12 protein-coding genes are annotated in these 16683 nt (G+C 60.8%); 1 reads left to right on the top strand and 11 read right to left on the bottom strand.

Annotated features, from left to right (window positions below):
- Window positions 1-25 precede the first annotated feature (25 nt).
- The 6 genes from DKB74_RS14050 to rlxS form a co-directional block, all read right to left on the bottom strand.
- Window positions 26-1246 carry a phosphorylase family protein gene (locus DKB74_RS14050; protein WP_109808768.1) on the bottom strand — a complete coding sequence of 407 codons (1221 nt, stop codon included), beginning with the start codon at window positions 1244-1246 and terminating at the stop codon, window positions 26-28.
- Window positions 1227-1697 (bottom strand): LytR/AlgR family response regulator transcription factor, encoded by a 471-nt coding sequence (locus DKB74_RS14045; RefSeq protein WP_109808767.1) that lies wholly within the window; start codon window positions 1695-1697, stop codon window positions 1227-1229. Before DKB74_RS14045 ends, DKB74_RS14050 begins: the two co-directional genes overlap by 20 nt.
- The gene (locus DKB74_RS14040) at window positions 1694-5137 is read right to left on the bottom strand and encodes a hypothetical protein (protein WP_109808766.1); all 3444 of its coding nucleotides are present in this window, start codon (window positions 5135-5137) and stop codon (window positions 1694-1696) included. Before DKB74_RS14040 ends, DKB74_RS14045 begins: the two co-directional genes overlap by 4 nt.
- A gap of 69 nt (window positions 5138-5206) precedes the next feature.
- Window positions 5207-5632: a helix-turn-helix domain-containing protein gene (locus tag DKB74_RS19095; protein WP_193504463.1), complete on the bottom strand. Its 426-nt coding sequence runs from the start codon at window positions 5630-5632 to the stop codon at window positions 5207-5209.
- 25 nt (window positions 5633-5657) lie between these two features.
- Window positions 5658-6068, bottom strand: a complete 411-nt coding sequence (locus DKB74_RS14030) for a CopG family transcriptional regulator (protein ID WP_109808764.1) — start codon at window positions 6066-6068, stop codon at window positions 5658-5660.
- Between the two features lie 74 nt (window positions 6069-6142).
- The gene (rlxS, locus tag DKB74_RS14025; RefSeq protein ID WP_109808763.1) at window positions 6143-8104 is read right to left on the bottom strand and encodes a relaxase/mobilization nuclease RlxS; all 1962 of its coding nucleotides are present in this window, start codon (window positions 8102-8104) and stop codon (window positions 6143-6145) included.
- A 353-nt stretch (window positions 8105-8457) separates the two neighbouring features.
- Between rlxS and DKB74_RS14020 the strand changes: the two genes are divergently transcribed.
- Complete coding sequence (locus tag DKB74_RS14020) at window positions 8458-8718, top strand: hypothetical protein (protein WP_239987523.1); 261 nt, start codon at window positions 8458-8460, stop codon at window positions 8716-8718.
- Here DKB74_RS14020 and DKB74_RS14015 read toward each other — a convergent pair.
- The 5 genes from DKB74_RS14015 to DKB74_RS13995 form a co-directional block, all read right to left on the bottom strand.
- A complete protein-coding gene (locus DKB74_RS14015; RefSeq protein ID WP_109808761.1) occupies window positions 8715-9626 on the bottom strand; it encodes a HEPN domain-containing protein in 912 nt (303 codons plus the stop codon). The genes DKB74_RS14020 and DKB74_RS14015 overlap by 4 nt on opposite strands.
- Window positions 9627-9687: 61 nt before the next feature.
- Window positions 9688-9912 (bottom strand): RNA polymerase sigma factor, encoded by a 225-nt coding sequence (locus DKB74_RS14010; protein ID WP_109808760.1) that lies wholly within the window; start codon window positions 9910-9912, stop codon window positions 9688-9690.
- A 65-nt stretch (window positions 9913-9977) separates the two neighbouring features.
- A complete protein-coding gene (locus DKB74_RS14005) occupies window positions 9978-11711 on the bottom strand; it encodes a ParB/RepB/Spo0J family partition protein (protein WP_109808759.1) in 1734 nt (577 codons plus the stop codon).
- Window positions 11712-12526: 815 nt separating this feature from the next.
- Window positions 12527-15091: a sensor domain-containing phosphodiesterase gene (locus tag DKB74_RS14000; protein WP_109808758.1), complete on the bottom strand. Its 2565-nt coding sequence runs from the start codon at window positions 15089-15091 to the stop codon at window positions 12527-12529.
- Window positions 15092-15329: 238 nt separating this feature from the next.
- Window positions 15330-16550, bottom strand: coding sequence for a tyrosine-type recombinase/integrase (locus DKB74_RS13995; protein ID WP_109808757.1), 1221 nt, complete (start codon window positions 16548-16550; stop codon window positions 15330-15332).
- Window positions 16551-16683: the final 133 nt, after the last annotated feature.

Below are 16683 nucleotides of genomic sequence, written 5' to 3'. Positions count from 1 at the left end.
CGGCGCGTGTCTGGTGCGCGCGGCATCAGCTCAAGTCGCACATGAATCGCTCACAGAATTCCGTGACAGCGCGGGCACTCGTGTAAGCGGCATATGCCTGCCAGCGGTCATCCTTCTTATCGTCTGCCAAATCGCACACGGCCTTGCAGCTAAAAGCAAGCGGTCGTGGTGAAGAGGCCGTGAGCGCTGCGAGGAGTAGCCCATAGGATTCCATCTCCAGCCCGACGAGCGATCCGTGCTGCTTCTTGATTTGCTCGACCACGCTCGCGTCGGCGAGAACCGCGGCGCCGCTGACCGAGGGTCCAAGGCGGACCTTAAGCTCGGTATCCGGCGGGCTCGGCCATTCAGCTCGTAGTTTACTCCACCACTCACGATCGCCACGGAGTTGCTCCCAACGAGCGCGCAACTGTTGTGCAAGCGGCACTTGCTCTGGACGCATCTCGAAGTCTTGCTCGCCATCCTTCACGACATGCTTGCCGCTTTGCCAATTCCAGCAAGGATCCGCGATAATTGGATCGCCAAAATTGGCGCGGTTCCTGATGCCTGCGCATATTCCCGCCATCACGATAAGACGCGGCGCGGTTAACTGGATCAGCTTCGAAGCAATGAGTGCCGCCGGCACCATCCCCATCTTCGGCGAATGCGCCGACACGGCTTGAAAAGTTTGATCGCGGGACGTGAAACTTCCCCGGCGGACAAAGGTTGTGTCGTCGACCGGCTCCGCGGAGCACCAGTCCCAGCCGTTGCGCAGAACCGCCTCATATTCCGGTGCCTGCAGTGCGGTCACGATGCATACGTCGGTTTCATAGCCTCGAGGAGCATTGACGCGAGTAGCTTCGCGTATCCAGCTGATCGCGGCCCGCAATTGCCCCGCCCAATCGCCCGCATCTTCGGCGTAGCGCGCGATTGTCCATGTCTGCTGTGAGAAAATTGGCTGCAGAGCCTCGACCCCTGCCTCGAAAGCGGTAAGCCCGACGATGTGCTTTGGCTTGTGCAAGGAGTCGCGATCTCTCAATTCCGTGAGCAGCGCGACCGCGCTGTCCGGCCTGGGCCGGTCGCCGGCTCTGAACGGCATGACGAAGTCGAGTATCATCATGTCGTAAACTGTATCGCGCAGCATCCGCCTAGCGTCGAATACCGTAAATGCGATATCAAAGTCGTCTCGGTCAACGCCATCGATGCCTACGAGGGCTGCCAAGATTTTCTCGACCTTTGCGTTATTGTCATCAACGATCAGAATTTTCATCGCGGAGCAGCCCTTCGATGCCGACGCGCAATTCTTCGCGCCATTCGCTAAACATAGAGTTGTAAAAGACGATGCCCTTGAAGATCGTCGGATGCTGGTCGCGCAACTGGTCCGTGAGAGACTTCAGATCGATTTCGAGATTGCCTTCGGAAAAGGCGGGGTATGCGGTCACCACAATCACCGCTGAGCGAAGCTTGAAGCGGTCCATGTAGCGCAAAACCTCGACCCCGCCAAAGCCCTGCGGTCGCCCCCCGCTTTCGCCGACCGCAATGTCGAACGTAGGCAGCGACATATCGAGTATCACCAGATCGAAGCTAGACGTGCGCAAGGCTCTAATCGCACTACCGACCGACCGCGCTTCTGAGACCAACGCGATTAATCCCATCTGCTCGAGGAGTGATCTGATATTGTCACGCTTCGGCGCTTCGTCCTCGATGAGTAAGATATTCATTGGGCGGGCTCATTGACTGGGAGCGTCATCGCGCCGTGGACGATATAGACCGGAATCTCGATCGCAGTGGTGAAGCAAGGTGCGCTTTCATCCAGCGCGAATTCAAGCGTTCCTGCGATCTCGCGGACAAGCGAGGCCACTTTCAGCAAGCCGGACCCCCGGTCAGCAGAGGCACCTTTGATGATGTCGCCCGCCGCGATTTGCTCGCGTTTCGACGCGAGCTTCGCGTTGATTAGTATGGCGTCGACGTCGCGCCCGACCGGATTTTTGATTACAATTCGCAGTCGCCTAGCCACCGGGTCTAGATGACAGGACAACTTCAGCCTTGGCGTCAGACCGACGCGTGCTCTACGATGAACATTGTCAAATACAACAAAGACAAATTCCCAAAGGAGGAGCAGCAACGATTGCGTCGTATCCATTTCTTCCGGTATTTCAAACTCTATTTCCGGGCGAAACGGCGTAAGTGACTTGAGCGTAGATTGGATTGCAATCTCGATGGCATGCCGCAAGCTAAAACGGTAGGACTGGCCACCCTCGACGCGTTCGAACCAACTTCCTACCGTGTCAAGCTCTCTCTGGACCTCAGTACTTGCTTGCTGGATTGCCATTGATGCCAGTCGGATTTGATCGGAATTGTTTGTTGCCTCGTCCAACTTTTGTTGCAGTTGGCCGAACAACCTGACGACTTCCTCGCGCACGGTCGATGTCAGGAACTCGCGCGCGTTTGCAAGCGACGGCGTCAAAAGCACCCAAAACGTTTGAAGACATACGCTCAGAAAGTGATCAAAATCTACCTTTGGTGTCGCCACTGCTTTCATAATATGAAATTGCGGCGCTGTAACAACTACATTAAATAATCCATCCGCATGCGAAGTGCTATGGACGTGTAAATATTTATCGCGGACGTCGCTGATTAGTTTATCATATTCTTCTGAGAAGGTCGAAAAGGTATCTATAACACGCTGACGCTGCGCCACATCCGCGGTCGTAATACGCTGGATCCAGAATACGTTTTCTCCGTAGGGTGATGTAAGCGTACGCCGTTCGGTTATCAGGTGCGCAGCTTCGACGGGGCCCCGCATGTGACCCGCGATCGTACCGTGCCTTATTCGCTTGCCGAGAAAATATTCAAGTCCGTACTGCGGATCTGAAAGAAACTGATCCTTAATTCCCAAGATTATTTCCAGAAGCAAGGTGTCAGCTTCATTCGTCGGCACCGAGAACAGGTCGCTACTCATATCGGTAGCAGCCCGGAGTTGATCGACAATGTCTTCGAATTTAGCATCGGAACCGATACCGGCCGCGCTCAAAGCTTGATAGCGCGCGTAGCTGCCGCGGTATTTGCGTTCGGCCCATCGGCCGATTGCATTAGCATCGACAGTGACGCGATTACTGTCAACAAATTCCAAACCACTCTTTATGAGCTTAGCAGCTTGGATGCCGTCTATTTCCTCTTGGAATGTTTCCACTTGATCGGGCAACGCGGCCTTCAGCTTCTCTAAAATACTGACACGCTCGTCTAGTAATTCTGTTGTTGAAGCAAAGAATCCTGATGTATCCATAAGAAGCGGAACGCATACAAATTTTAGAAAAAAGGCCACCCTGTTGTCCGCGCGGATGTCATCTACTATAATATCAGACGGTATACTGAGGCATTGTGCAAATAGGACCTCCTCAAATGCGAAGCGTACGTACGTAGCATGGATGCTTTCATCGGTCTGTTTCCAGTATGTATACAGCGATAGCGCGAGATCTAACTTATCATCGACGGTAGCAAGGCTCTCCCACGACCGATCTGCAAATACCTGACGAACCGGCAAGACCGGGATTGAGTTTGAGTTGGAGGCCACTTGATATGCAATTGCGCGAACCGCGCCTTTCCACTCCCCGGTCTGCAGCAAGAGTTCTAATTCCAAGTTCGCCCGAATGGTCCTTTGCGGGCCGTTAAGTGATGCAACAGGCACACTTTCGATAAGATCTGCCGAAGCCATTTCGTTGGTCGTGCGCAGATCAAGAATGTGCAGCAGCCATGGGAGCGGCGCTAGGCTAGGTACGAGCGATGGTCGGACATCGCCGCGCCACTTTTCGAGCTCTGTCGGACCCACGCGATTGCGCCAGTAGGTCATCTGATCGTCCGAAGCGTCGCGGCGAAGCGCAAATATGTCGGCTACTGAGATGTTGTGATCGTTCAGCGAGGCGACCAGAGCCGAACCCTTCGACGTGCTCACACCCGAGGTGATGAAGGATGTGATGGTCCCGAGCGATCTGACGCCTGCCAGAAATCCGAAATTGAGTGCGAATTTTGCAAGGCGCCACCACGCTTCCTCGAAATCGGCCGAGCGCTCGACCACCGTTCGAAACACATCGGTGACTAGAGTTTCCTTTCGAGAGCGTGATGCCGCGCGGACCTCGTCAAACGTTATCTTACCGTCGACCAATCTCCAGAATGCCGATGCCGGCGCTCGCCCAACCGCATCGAAGGAAGCAGTCGGCATATCTTCTTCGGTACGGAGAACTGGGATGGTGTTGCCGTAGACAGCCAGCAACTTGTCGACGCGCCAGTCCTCGCATGGCAGCATTGATTCGAGGAGTGAAACTGCGGCCGCTCGCCAATGGGGTAATGACGATTGTCCGGCTGACCGCTGCAGGAGATCGATAACCGTCTCGTAGACATCAAATACTGAATTCTGCTGTTCAAAACCGACTATTGCGGAAATTGCCTCGTCCGAATTGGACGACGTTCCGAGAATCTTGTAATTAAGGTATGTCTTGAGGGCCTGGTCGCGGTCGTATGACGCCATGCGCTCAGTAAAATCATCCAAGAAGGAGCGGTAGGTTGATCGCTCTTCGTTTCGGCGGCTGATGTAGAACGCGAGAAAGACCGGAAGTCCGCCGGGATATTGCGCGCGGATACGACGAAGGATCTTCTTTTGAGCTTCAAGGCCATGGGAATCTTGCTCGATTGCTAGTTCGGCCGCGAGTAGCCACATCGAATCTCCCCAGCGATTGCGAATCTCGGCAACAATTGTCCGAAGCTCCTCGTGCCGCTCCTCCCAAAAGGCGATATCGAGCGATGTAACCTTTTCACGAAACGAGCGAATGTCGTCGACATATGGCCGCAGGCGATATCCAACCCACTCGAGTTCGCTTTCCACACTCAGCGTTTGAGTCTTGGCGGAACCAGCTGTCACCCCTAGCCCGAGTGAGTCGCGAAACTCGGTGCCAAGCCCGTTCGCCAGCTTTTCAAGCCAAGCGAAGTAGTCCTCGCGGTGGTGCCGAGGCATGCGCTCCCGCGCTTTGAGAAGTGCGACGCGGACGCGCGCGCGTGACTGAATAACACGCCATTTGTCGTCCTTGCTGCGACGCTGCTGGTCGTTGATGGCTCCACGCAGTAAGTTCTGGAACCTTTCGAGTGCGGTGTCGTCGGACGTACTCAAAATCCCGCTAAACCTCCTTGGATCTGAGTATGGGTAATTGTAAAATTGATGCCTGCAAGCCGATAATTGCTAATCCACTCGTCCCGTTATCTCGATACCTGCCTCATAGACCGCGGCGACTAGACATTCGACCAGAGCATCCTCGGCTTTTGCACGCCGGTCCGCATTGGACGACGCGAGATCCCGCTTGCCCTCGTCCGGCACCTTCGCCAGCGCCGCGGTGAGGATGGCATTCGCCACAAACGGGTGCATCACAGCGCGAAGGCGGTCACTGAATGCCCCCTCGCCCATTGCTGACCGGCCACGCTCCAGCAGCGCCTGGATGCTCGTCATCGGCACGAGCGTGATGGCGCCAACCTTGATCACGTCGATCTCACCGGCCTTGATCAGCTCGTAGAACTTCGACCGGCCGATGCCGGTGATGCGGCACGCGTCCGCAATCCTCAACGTGATGGGCGACAGGCTGGCTGTCTGGCGGCTCGGCGTGTGACTCATGATGGACTCCTTCATTTGTCTACCCTCATTCCTTGGTATTGACGTGGGTGAGCCGGGCGTTCGGGTCGCCGCGCGCGAGCATGCGGCCGACGACCTTCATGAACTCCTCGTATCGGAGGCGACCGAGCCGGTTGGTCTCGGTATCGAACGCGGGCTGATGCGCGGTGAGGGTAAGCTGGTGGCGGATGAACAGGCCGAGCGCCTCGGTCAGATAGTCGAGCTTCTGCTCGGTCCGGTCGGCGATGCGGTTCTGGCGGTCGAGCCGCGTGCCAAACCGCTGGTCCAGCTCATGCCCGGCGCGACGTTCGAACCAGGCCGTCAGCGCATCGGTGAGGATCGCGGTCTTGGATGAGCCAGGCTGCGCGGCCATCGCTTCGAGCTTCGCTGACAGCTCGTCAGGCAAATAGAATTGGTGGCGGGTCTTGCGGGTCTGCATGGGTGCAGACTCTGACAATCCCATTGCAACGAACAGCTACGCGCTGGTGCACCGAGGTACGCTATCGCGGAATCTCAGAACCCGCCGATCTCCGGACCCGAGCGCTGGCGTCCGAATGTCCAGCTGATCGATCCGCCCCGATCGATGCCGGAGACATAGCGCCCGATCTGCTTCTCCAACACCGGGCGCCACGGCACCAGCGTGAACTCCTTCGACTTCTCGATGACGGCATATTTGGTAGCGCCGACTTGCACCGCCTTGCGATAGGTACCCTCGACACTGCCGCCGGCGTGCTCGGCATAGTCGAGGCGCATCTCCTTCGAGAGTTGCCCGGCCACCTGCCGAAGCTCGCGCTGGCGAAGCTGCGCGATCATGTCGCCGCGGAAGTGGATGTTCTCGCCCTCCCGCCAGGCGAGTCCCTGCTCGATCAGCCATTGCCGGCGAAGTGCCAGTGCGCGGCGCACCTCCGCCCCGAACCCACGCTCGAGCTTCTCGGGCTCCTTCGCAACCCGCTGCTCGTCGAGCCAGGTGACACCGTCGTGGCGGGTCATCTCGTCGAGCGGCTTGTCGGACAGCGCCTCGAGCGCGACCGGCCGCCGCTCAGCTGCGCGGCGCTCATAGTCGAACACGCGGTCGAGATGGTCGGGCGCGATTCTCCAGCTGCCATCGGGCATGCGCTCCACGCCGCCCCCGCCGCGGCGGATCGCTTCGAGCCTGCGGACATGCGCTTCGGCGAAGCGCTGGGTAGAGGTTGGATCATGGCGAAGATGCCGGTCGATGCTGTAGGCGCCGTCATTGGAAGAGGCGATGTCGGCGACGGTGCGATCGACATCGCGGACGCTCGGGACGAGCGGGTTCACCCGCACGATTTCCGGGGAGTCGAGGAACTCGCCAAATGACTGGCTGCCGATGTCGACATAATGGCTGCGCCCATCCGTCGCCGCGACGATCATGTAATGGCGATCGGTGTGTTCATCGGCGAGCCCGCGCGCAATCACGCGACCAACCAGCGGCTCGCCTTCGGCCGGATTATAGATCGCATAGTCTTGCGGCGGCACCTGGGGTGCGCGCTCCTTCATCTGCGCGTGCATCATTGCGATGATGTCTCCGCGCCGGCCGATGGCTCGCAGCGACTCCTCCAGGTCGTCGACTAGGCGATAGCGCCCCTTCTCCTCTTCGGTCGCGAGTCCCATGCGCGAAAGCGTGCCGAGGCGCGCGGCGCGCAGGCTCTGCTCAATGCCGTCGCGGTGCCAGGACGAGACCAGCCCATCGTCCTCGCGCGCGAGGAGCAGCTTGCGGTCGATGCCCGTGAACCGCTCCTGGCTAACCTCGCGCTGGCGGCTTTCGAAGATCTCACGGTCGGTGCGCGGCCCGAGGTCGAGGTTGACCAGCTCGGCGACGCGCTCGGCGAGACCGCGGCTGATATATTCCCGGGCGATGATCAGATCCTTGCCGCGATCGTCTTTCCCGCGCACCAGAACATGGGCATGTGGATGGCCGGTGTTGAAGTGGTCTACCGCCACCCAGTCGAGCCTGGTTCCGAGGTCCTGCTCGACCTGGTTCATCCAGCGCCGCACCAGCGGCTTCAGGTCGTCATATTGCGCGCCATCCTCGGGCGCGACGATGAAGCGGAACTGGTGGCGGTCGCCCTGCCCGCGTTCGAGGAATTCGCGGCCATCGGCGACGTCGCGGTCGGGCCCGTACAACGTGCCGCGCTCGCCCTCGCGCGTCGTGCCGTCGCGTTGCAGGTAACGCAGGTGCGCGACCGCTGCCTTCGCGCCCGTTCCGGCAAGCTTCACGAAGCGCGCCTTCACGATCACGCGGCGTGCGCGAAATCCTGCGAACCGATCGGACGATGCAAGCACCCGCCCGACCCCGGAACCGCGACCAATCCGGCTGCCGTCGAAGCGCCGCGCGCGGGCGCCTGACGATCGCCGCGCCCCGCCCGCCAGATTGGCGGCCTTGCGCAGCTGATGCGCGAACGGCCGGTCGCTGCCGACCCGGCCCAGCCAGAGCTCGAAATCATCCTCGGCCATGACGCATTCTCCTGTCGAATGCGTCAGATGAGGGAGCGCCGGGCAAGCCCTTCAAGGGCCTCCCTATATGCTCCCTCGTAACCCGCAGAAACGCTGGCATCGCGAGCAATCCGTCTCTCGACCGGAGGCATGGCCCCGAACCTGCCTCCATAGAAAACGACGTGCAGACGCCACTTCCGGGGCCTCTTGGAGGCACCGCTTTTAACTTGCCATCCTCCCCTACCCCCTTCCCGGCGCTCACCCCGGCCCAATGTTCGTGCTATGTTCTTTGTCGTCCACCTGCGCTACGGACGTGCGAAAGACGCGCGCAATCCACCGCCGCAGTTGGTCGCAATCGTGTTTTCGAGTAGGAATTGACCAGCTATCGCTGGTCCTCTTTGGGGGCAAAGATGAATGTTTTGGACCGCGTTCGACGCCTCGTCGAACGGCTTTCGCCGGAGCCGGCGTGCGCGGAATGCCTCGCCGAACGGCTCGATCTGAGCGACGATGAAAGCGCCGAGCCATATCTGTACGAGCTCGCCGGTTGCCAAGGATTCGAGGTCAGGATCGATGCCTGCGCACTGTGCGGAAAGGCGCGGAAAGTGATCGGGAAAGGTGCTGCGAAAGCCGCCTAGGCGGCGGTCGCGAGCGTCTCGATGCGGCGCTCGCATGCCTCGCGGACGAGGGTCTGAAGGACCGTCACACGCTCGGAAATCCAATCCAGTTCTTCGGCGGTGATGCGATAGGATCGCGAATATCGCGCCTTCACATAGGCGTCGCGGAGCAGCGAATAGCATCGCTTCTGCGCGCGCGTATCGCGCGGCCAGACCTGCTTGAGCGACGGCTCCAGCTGCTCAGCCATGTCGCGCAACCGGTTCAGATTGTGGGTCTTGGGGCTGTAGAGCGTGCGCACCAAAAAGAGGCAGTGATAGAAGCGTTCCGTGGCCTGATGCAGCAGGAATGCGGCTTCCTTATTCCACCCGCGCGCTGCATTGTCGCGCGCGTTGATGAAGAAGCGCTCCGCGCTCTCGAACCACTCTTCGTAATAGTCGCGCGTCTCCTGCAACGCTTGTTCGGGCGATAGCGGCTGCGACTCGACGAACGCGAACCCTGGCTCCTCGAACAGCACGATGCCCTCGCGCAATATGTCCATGAAGAAGTAGCGGCCGAGCCGCAGCTTTTCGTTCACGTCGTCGAGGTCGTGGTAGATCAGGCTGACCGGCGTGCGCAGAACCTGCCCGGCTGACAGCTCCTCGAGCAGCTGGGCCTCGGCCTTTTCCCAATATTCCGCGATGTCCGTAAATTCCTCGCGGTTCACCACGACGAGCAGATCATAGTCCGAGAAATAGCGCCCTACGGGATCCTCGACCCAGTCGCCTCGCGCGTAGCTGCCGAACAGGATGATCTTGAGAATCTGACCGCCGCGCGTGCGCACCTGGGTGCGCCGCGCGGTCGCGAACGCAAAGCGGTCGCGCAGCACCTCGACCACATGCGCCAGTTCGCGGCGCTTGCCTTCCGGCAGATGGTCGAGGCTCGTCTTCATCGGTCCAAACTCGCGCTTCGCTCGCCAAATGCCAAGCGGATAAGTGAAAAAAGCGACGCGCCTAAAGCCCGTCGAACCCCTTGGTGCACTTCATGATGTGCAGCATCGCGGCTGCGAAATGTCGTTCGACTTGGCTTGTGGTGAGCCCAAGTTCCTCGGCGATCTGGTGGTAGTTGAGGTCCCGGTAGCGGGCCCGTTCGAACACGGCGAGCGGCAGTTCGTCCATCGTCTCCAACGCATGTTCGAGCAGGCGCAGAACCTCGTGAACCGGAAGGTCTTCGGCCATAACATGGCTCCTTTTCTGGAAGGACCGGCGGCGATCAGCGCCGCCGCCGGTGCTGAGCGGGTGGGTCACGCGGCCTCGCGGACCGGTTCGATGTGAGGCTCGCGGGCAATCAGGCTCGCGACCGAGGCGGAGCGATCGGCGGCCCCAACACCGCCACGCGGCGTGTAGCTGCTCGCCGGAAAGCGCATCCAACGCGGCACCCAGCCTTCGACCTTGGCCCGCCCGTTGCGGCCTTCGATACAGTCGCGAACGATGCCCTTGAGCGTCTTGCCAGTTTCCTTGGCGTTGGCCTCGGCGACCGGCTTGCCAGCGACTTCCTCAGCAATCGCGAGCAGCACTTCGCGGTCGCGGATAAGGTCGAACAGCGCATCGTCCGCCTGCCAGACCGGGGCCATGTCCACGGCGAGATGGATGCCCAGCGCATCGACAATGTCGCTGCGGGCATGGAGTGTTTCGGCCATGACGATTGCAAGGATGCCGAGCACCTGTGCGTCGTCCAGCCGCACAAGCTTGGCGAACAGCGCCGCCAGCCCCTCGCCTTCGCCACCGCTGATGGTGGGCGTGTCGGCATCGAACCCGAGGAGCGCCATCGTCTCGCGGCGGGTCTTGTCGAACGCGGTTTCCGAGGCGCAGGTCTCGACGCTCTCGGTTACAGCATCGCTGCCGCTGCGCTGCTGCTCGACCTTCACCGACCAGAGCGGCGAGCCCGCGATCATGTGCGCGACCGCGACGCGCAGCGCCACGCCCGGCTCGGTCGCCAGCCTCGCACGCACTGCGGCATGGCGATGCAGATCGACATAGTCGTTGGCGGTGGCGGTGATTTCGGGACGGACGGGCTTTTCCACCGCCTCGCCTTTCGCCAGCTTCCGCGCTTCTTTCAGGCTGATATAGCCCTCGTGGAAGGTGACCTCGCCGCGATAGCCGGTGGCGATAAAGACCTTGCCGCCCTTCTTCTTGGCGCGACGCTCATGCTCCCATGTCTGGAACGGCTGGGCGGAATCGAGGATGACGACCTCGCTCCACCCGGCCTCGCGGTAGGCCTCCGCGCGCTCCTCGATGGCGGCATTCTGCGCAGTCCAGAATGCCTCGACGCTCGCGAAATAGCTGTCCTCGCCGAAGAGGTCCGCGACCACCTCGCCGCCAAACGCCGACAGGTCGAACAGCGCTACCTTCGTGCAGATCGACGCCCCGCCGAACAGCCACGATTTAAGCTGATGCCCGACCGGCGCGCGGGCTTCCGGATCATCCGCCAGCGCCAACCACTCGCGCTGCTGCGCTTTCGATGCGAGGGTCAGGTGTCGCACCGTCACAGCGTCGATCTTTTCGTCGCGATAGAGGTTGCGGATGCGCGGGAGCAGGTTGCCGAGCGCCAGCGTGCGCTTTACCTGAACCTCGGTCAGCCCAAAGGTGATTGCAATCGTCTCGGGGCTGCGACCTTCGCGGACCAGCCGGGTGAAGGTTTCCCAGCGGGTCACCTCGTCGGGATCGAGCCGGGCGATGTTCTCGATCAGCGACGCCTCCAGCGCCGCCGCGTCGTCACCCGCTTCCATGATCGCGCACGGCAGTTCCTCGATTCCGCCGCCTTCCTCGGCGACTGCCAGCGCCGCATGGTAGCGTCGCTTGCCCGCCACGATCTCGTAGGTGTCGGGGCTGCCGTTGGCCCGCACGATCAGCGGTACCAGCACGCCCCGCGCCCGGACGGACGGCAGGATGTTGGTCAGGTCGGGCGTCTTCTTCACGCCGCGCATGTTGACGGGCGAGACGCTGAGATTGGCGATGTCGATATGCTTGAGTTCCATGGTTCCACTCCTTCTTCGAACACCGCACCGGCCCCGGAAAAGGGGGGTGAGCGGCAAGGAGCGGACCGGCAGTCCCGCCGATCGAAGGCGGGCTGCACCCCCCGGGGTCCCCGTTGCGCTTGCGCAATGGGGTGGGCTCGTTGGGCCGTAATGCAATGAAGGACCCGCGTAGCGGGTTGCAGCTCGCCGCGGCGGGACTAGAGGAGAGCGACGCTCACCCCCCTTGGCCGCGGCCGGCAGACCACGCCAGCGCGCTAGCGCTGTCCGCAGATCCCCCGGCAGCGACGCTGCTCCGGCTCCGCCAGGAGCCCAGCAAAGAAGTACTCTCGAATCCGGACGGCCGGCGCGGTGGCGTGCGCGCGCCTTCCGTGCGCCAGCCGCCGCCGTGCCCTCCGGCCGGATCGAGTGTGCCACACGGACCAACCAAAGAGCGGCGACCTCTGGCGGTTCGAAGAAGCCGCCAGTGCGCGCTCACCTGAAATCCGTGTTCCGCTGGCCGGCGATCAGCCGGCACTCGCGTTATGTGATCGTCGCCGCGTCAGCGGCCGAGACCCGCAAGGGGCTCGGTGGAGCGAAGCGGAATAGAGCACGGTCGCGCTAAAGGCTCGAAACGCCACTGCCAAACTGACCGCTTTGCGCCCCATATCCGTCATCCGCCCTTGCCCGGGCCACGCTCAAAAGCAGACGTTGCCGTCGAATGGACGGAGTGGCCGCCTCTGGGACTTAACTGCAGGCGCTGCACGGTTATGAGATTGGTGCCAGCAGGTAACCCGCCTCCGTCGAATTCCACCACCACGTCTTTCTAGTCCGCCGGGTCAGGCAGCCCTGGACGCCATAGCTTCAAGATTGTCCGGCGTCGTAAGCATCTTGCCAAGCGTGTTCGCCGTGACCGGCCGACTGAACAGATAGCCTTGCAGATGGGTACAGCCGCTGGCGACCAGAAGATGTCTCTGCTCCTCCGTCTCGATACCTTCCGCGACGACGCCCATGTCGAGCGCAGCGCCCAAACCAACCACGGCCTCGACAATCGCCTTTGCCGCACGCGAAGTGCCGATCTCATCGACGAATGACTTGTCAATCTTGACCTTGTCGAATGGGAAGCGCTGGAAGTAGCTCAGCGAGGAATATCCCACGCCAAAATCATCGATTAGCACTTGGATGCCGAGTGCGCGCAGTTGCTCCAGCTGCTGGAAGGTGCCTTCGACGTCGCGTATGACGAGCCCCTCGGTGACTTCGAGCTGGACGCGGTCGGCCCGAATGCCGGAATCGTCAAGCGCCTGCTGAACTGTCTCGATGAGCTTTCCCGACAGGAATTGCAGAGGAGAGAGGTTGACCGCAACACGCACATGATCGGGCCACCCCTGTGCGTCACGGCACGCACGGCGCAGCAGCTGCTCGCCCAGTCGGTCAATCAGACCGCATTCTTCGGCGAGGGAAATAAAGATGTCCGGCCGGATCGGCCCTCGGTCCGGATGGGTCCAGCGGGCCAGCGCCTCGGCACTGGTTATCTGACCCGTCTTGGCGGAGAGCACAGGCTGGTAGGCCAGGTCGATCCCGTCGTTCTCGATGACCTCGCGAAGTTCCGTTTCGAGCGTGCGCCGGTCTTGCGCTGCTGCGTCCATCTCGGCGTCGAAGAAACAGGCCTTGCCCTTCCCCATCTGCTTGGCCCGATACAGCGCCAAGTCTGCGTTTTCACGAAGCTGACCAGTTGTGCGGCCATCCTCTGGCAGGAGCACGATGCCGATGGACGCGCCGAGATGGGCTAACACGCGGCCCGTCGTGAATGGTTCGGAGATACTGGTCAGGATGGCGGTGGCGACTTCATCGGCACGCTCGCGCAGCCGCCCGCCGGTAAGCACCGCTACGAACTCATCGCCACCGATGCGTGCCACCCAATCCCGCGATTGAACAGCAGCGCGCAGCCGGTCGCCGACTTGCGCCAGGACCGCGTCACCAGCAGAATGGCCAAATTGGTCGTTTACTGCCTTAAACCGATCAAGATCGATGCTCAGCATTGCGAACGGCTCGGCGTTGCGAACAAGGCCATGCAGCCGATCGGTGAAGCTGGCGCGGTTGAGCAGGCCGGTCAATGCATCGAAATGCGCCAGACGAAGCACTTCGGCCTCGGCCAGCCGGGTCTCGGTCACGTTTTCCGAGATGCCCAGAACATACTGTCCCGGTCGATCCGGACCATCGATCAGCGTACGTGTAGTACGCAGATGGACAGACTGACCATCATCGCGCACGAACTCACTCTCGAACATCGTGGCTGACGGTGACGCAATTGCCTCGCTGTCGCGCTCCTCGTAACCGTCGCCGTAATCGGGAAAAAGATCGCGATCGGTCTGACCGACAATCTCGCTCGCCGGGCGACCGATTGCGTCCTCGCCGGCGCGATTGACCAGCACATATTCCCGCGTCTGCGCGTCCTTGACGAACAGCATGGCGGGCAAATTGGTGACGACCGTGTCCAGGAAGGCCTGGGCCTGCTCGCGTTCGCGCTCCAACGCCTTGCGCGCAGTGATGTCGCGGATGATAGCTGCGAAACCGCCATCGGGCGGCCCCGCACCCCATCGGGCAAGCGAAAGCTCGATCGGGAATTCGCTGCCATCTGCTCGCCCGCCGACGAGTTCAACGGTAGTTCCGACGAGTCGGGTGGCGCCGCCGGCGGCCGCGCGCGCGAAAATCTCGCGATGGCCTTTGGCGAGACGCGGTGGGATGACGATCTCGACATTTTGGCCGATGGCTTCGTTCCGCGCATAGCCGAACATCCGTTCGGCTGCGGGATTCCAATAGACAATCGTGCCATCTCGGTCGGTCGCCAGCACTGCGTCCGAGGTGGTGTCGGCCACGCGCGCGGCGATCTCTCCCATCTTGCGAAATCGCCGCGTCTCGATCAGGTCTGTGGTGAGCCTCGCAAGATCTTGAAGCACGGCCTCCTGGGCCTCGGTAAGGCCGTCCCGAACGATCGGGTCGAATACGCATAATGTGCCGAGACAATATCCTGAGCTGATGATGAGCGGTATGCCAGCATAGAAGCGTATCCCGCCTTCCTGCGTGACGAGTGGGTTCTCGCTAAACCGATCGTCTCGTGTGGCGTCGGGAACGACAAGGATATCCCGCGAGGCGACCGCATGCGTGCAGAAAGAGATATCGCGCGGTGTTTCCGGAAAGGGAATTCCGTGCCGCGATTTGAACCATTGTCGTTTCTCATCGATTAGGCTGACTGCGGCGCTCGCGACACCCAGCGCAGTCGCGGCTAGCCGGGTGATATCGTCGAAATCGCGCTCGGTAGGCGTGTCGAGAATATCCAGGTCAAGGAGAGCAGACAGGCGGTCGACTTCGATGGACGTAAAGGAGGGCATGTTGGAGAGGTCCATCGGATCGGTATGACATGCGCTCATTTACAGAGTGGTAAACAACCATGCTGAGGTGGCCGCCGCTCCGCTCAGTTTTTAGCGAGAGCCGCCGTTAGAACTGCGTTAGCGAGTGTCGGTACTTGGTCGTCAGCCGTGTTAGCAACGCCGCCGCGACGAAGGGCAGCTATCTGCGATTCGCTGCCCAGAACCTGACAGTCGGCAGACGGCCCAGTTTTTGCCATAGCGCTCCTTGCATCAGTCAAGCACGACGAAAAACCGGTGTAAGAACCTTCGCCCCATCGCGAAGTTGCTCCAGGTGGTCGGACCACCACTGCATCATCCGCACCCTCTCTGCCCAATGCGCGCCGCGATGATAGGCGGCTCGTACCTGGTCGGGGTCCTTGTGCGCGAGTGAGCGCTCGATCGCATCTGGATGCCACAAGCCAGATTCATTTAGCAGGGTGCTGGCTACAGCGCGAAAGCCGTGGGACGTCATCTCGTCGCCTCCATACCCGAGCCGGCGCAATGCAGAATTGAGCGTGTTCTCGGACATGCAGCGCCGCGACGTATGAAAGGCCGGGAATAGGTACGAGCCAGCGTTGGAAAGGCCGCGAAGCTGACGCAACAGCTCGACAACCTGGGTCGAAAGCGGCACCGCGTGCGGCTGAGCCATCTTCATCTTCTGCGCCGGAATACGCCACACCGCCCCGTCCAGATCGAACTCATGCCATTCGGCCTGACGCAACTCGCCTGGCCGCACGAACACATGTGGGGCCATCTTAAGCGCGATCAACGTTTCCGGTTTCCCGGTATAGCCCTCGATGGCGCGCAGCAGCTCGCCGACGAGCTCGGGCTCTAGAATGGCGGCATGGTGCGTAACCTGTGGCGCCGTGAGCGCACCGCGGAGCAGGTCGGCGGGGTTGTCCTTCGCTCTCATCGTTACGATCGCATAGCGAAATACGCGGCCGGCAAAGGCACGAAGCCGCTGCGCTGTTTCGTGATGTCCCTTCCGCTCCACCTTGCGAAGCGCGTTCAGAAGCTCGTGGGGTGTGATCTCCGAAACGGGCCGATGTCCGATGTCGTGGTCGAGCAAATCCCGGAACCAGCGAGACTTCTTTATGGTGACCGCCTTCTTCCCTTCGCGTTCCATCTTCTCGATGAATTCGTCCGCTACGAGTTTGAAGGTTGTCGCCGCACCTATCGTCGCCTCAATGATCGCCTGACGCTTCGCCGCAGCTGGATCGACACCGCTTGCCAGCAGACGCCGTGCTTCGTCGCGCTTCGCGCGAGCATCCTTCAGCGACACATCCGGGTATTTCCCGAGCGCGAGCTTCTTCTCGACACCTCGAAATCGAAACTTCAATCGCCACAATTTTGCACCCGAGGGTTGGATTTGAAGGTACAAACCGTGCTCATCAGCCACTTTATACGATGAATCTTTCGGCTGTAGCCTACTGATCTCCAATGCTTTTATTGCCATTTGGGGGCCTCGACTCTGACCATTTGCTCGGCGCCCCCACCGAGGCCCCCAAATCGACCGGAAAGGGACGGATTGGGGCGCACGCGAGCGGAAGGCCGTTGGCCAATTTTACCAGCATTTCTGCGGGTTTACG

This window comes from Stakelama portus, assembly GCF_003171655.1.
Taxonomy (GTDB): Bacteria; Pseudomonadota; Alphaproteobacteria; order Sphingomonadales; family Sphingomonadaceae; genus Sphingomonas; species Sphingomonas portus.
The sequence above is the reverse complement of the archived record's forward strand: the minus strand, read 5'-3'. Positions and strand labels throughout refer to the sequence as shown.

Coding starts and splice junctions, on each gene's coding strand:
- DKB74_RS14005 (WP_109808759.1), bottom strand. CDS start 11,711: ATGGAACTCAAGCATATCGACATCGCCAATCTCAGCGTCTCGCCCGTC.
- DKB74_RS14010 (WP_109808760.1), bottom strand. CDS start 9,912: ATGGCCGAAGACCTTCCGGTTCACGAGGTTCTGCGCCTGCTCGAACAT.
- DKB74_RS14045 (WP_109808767.1), bottom strand. CDS start 1,697: ATGAATATCTTACTCATCGAGGACGAAGCGCCGAAGCGTGACAATATC.
- DKB74_RS19095 (WP_193504463.1), bottom strand. CDS start 5,632: ATGAGTCACACGCCGAGCCGCCAGACAGCCAGCCTGTCGCCCATCACG.
- DKB74_RS13995 (WP_109808757.1), bottom strand. CDS start 16,550: ATGGCAATAAAAGCATTGGAGATCAGTAGGCTACAGCCGAAAGATTCA.
- DKB74_RS14030 (WP_109808764.1), bottom strand. CDS start 6,068: ATGCAGACCCGCAAGACCCGCCACCAATTCTATTTGCCTGACGAGCTG.
- DKB74_RS14015 (WP_109808761.1), bottom strand. CDS start 9,626: ATGAAGACGAGCCTCGACCATCTGCCGGAAGGCAAGCGCCGCGAACTG.
- DKB74_RS14000 (WP_109808758.1), bottom strand. CDS start 15,091: ATGGACCTCTCCAACATGCCCTCCTTTACGTCCATCGAAGTCGACCGC.
- DKB74_RS14050 (WP_109808768.1), bottom strand. CDS start 1,246: ATGAAAATTCTGATCGTTGATGACAATAACGCAAAGGTCGAGAAAATC.
- rlxS (WP_109808763.1), bottom strand. CDS start 8,104: ATGGCCGAGGATGATTTCGAGCTCTGGCTGGGCCGGGTCGGCAGCGAC.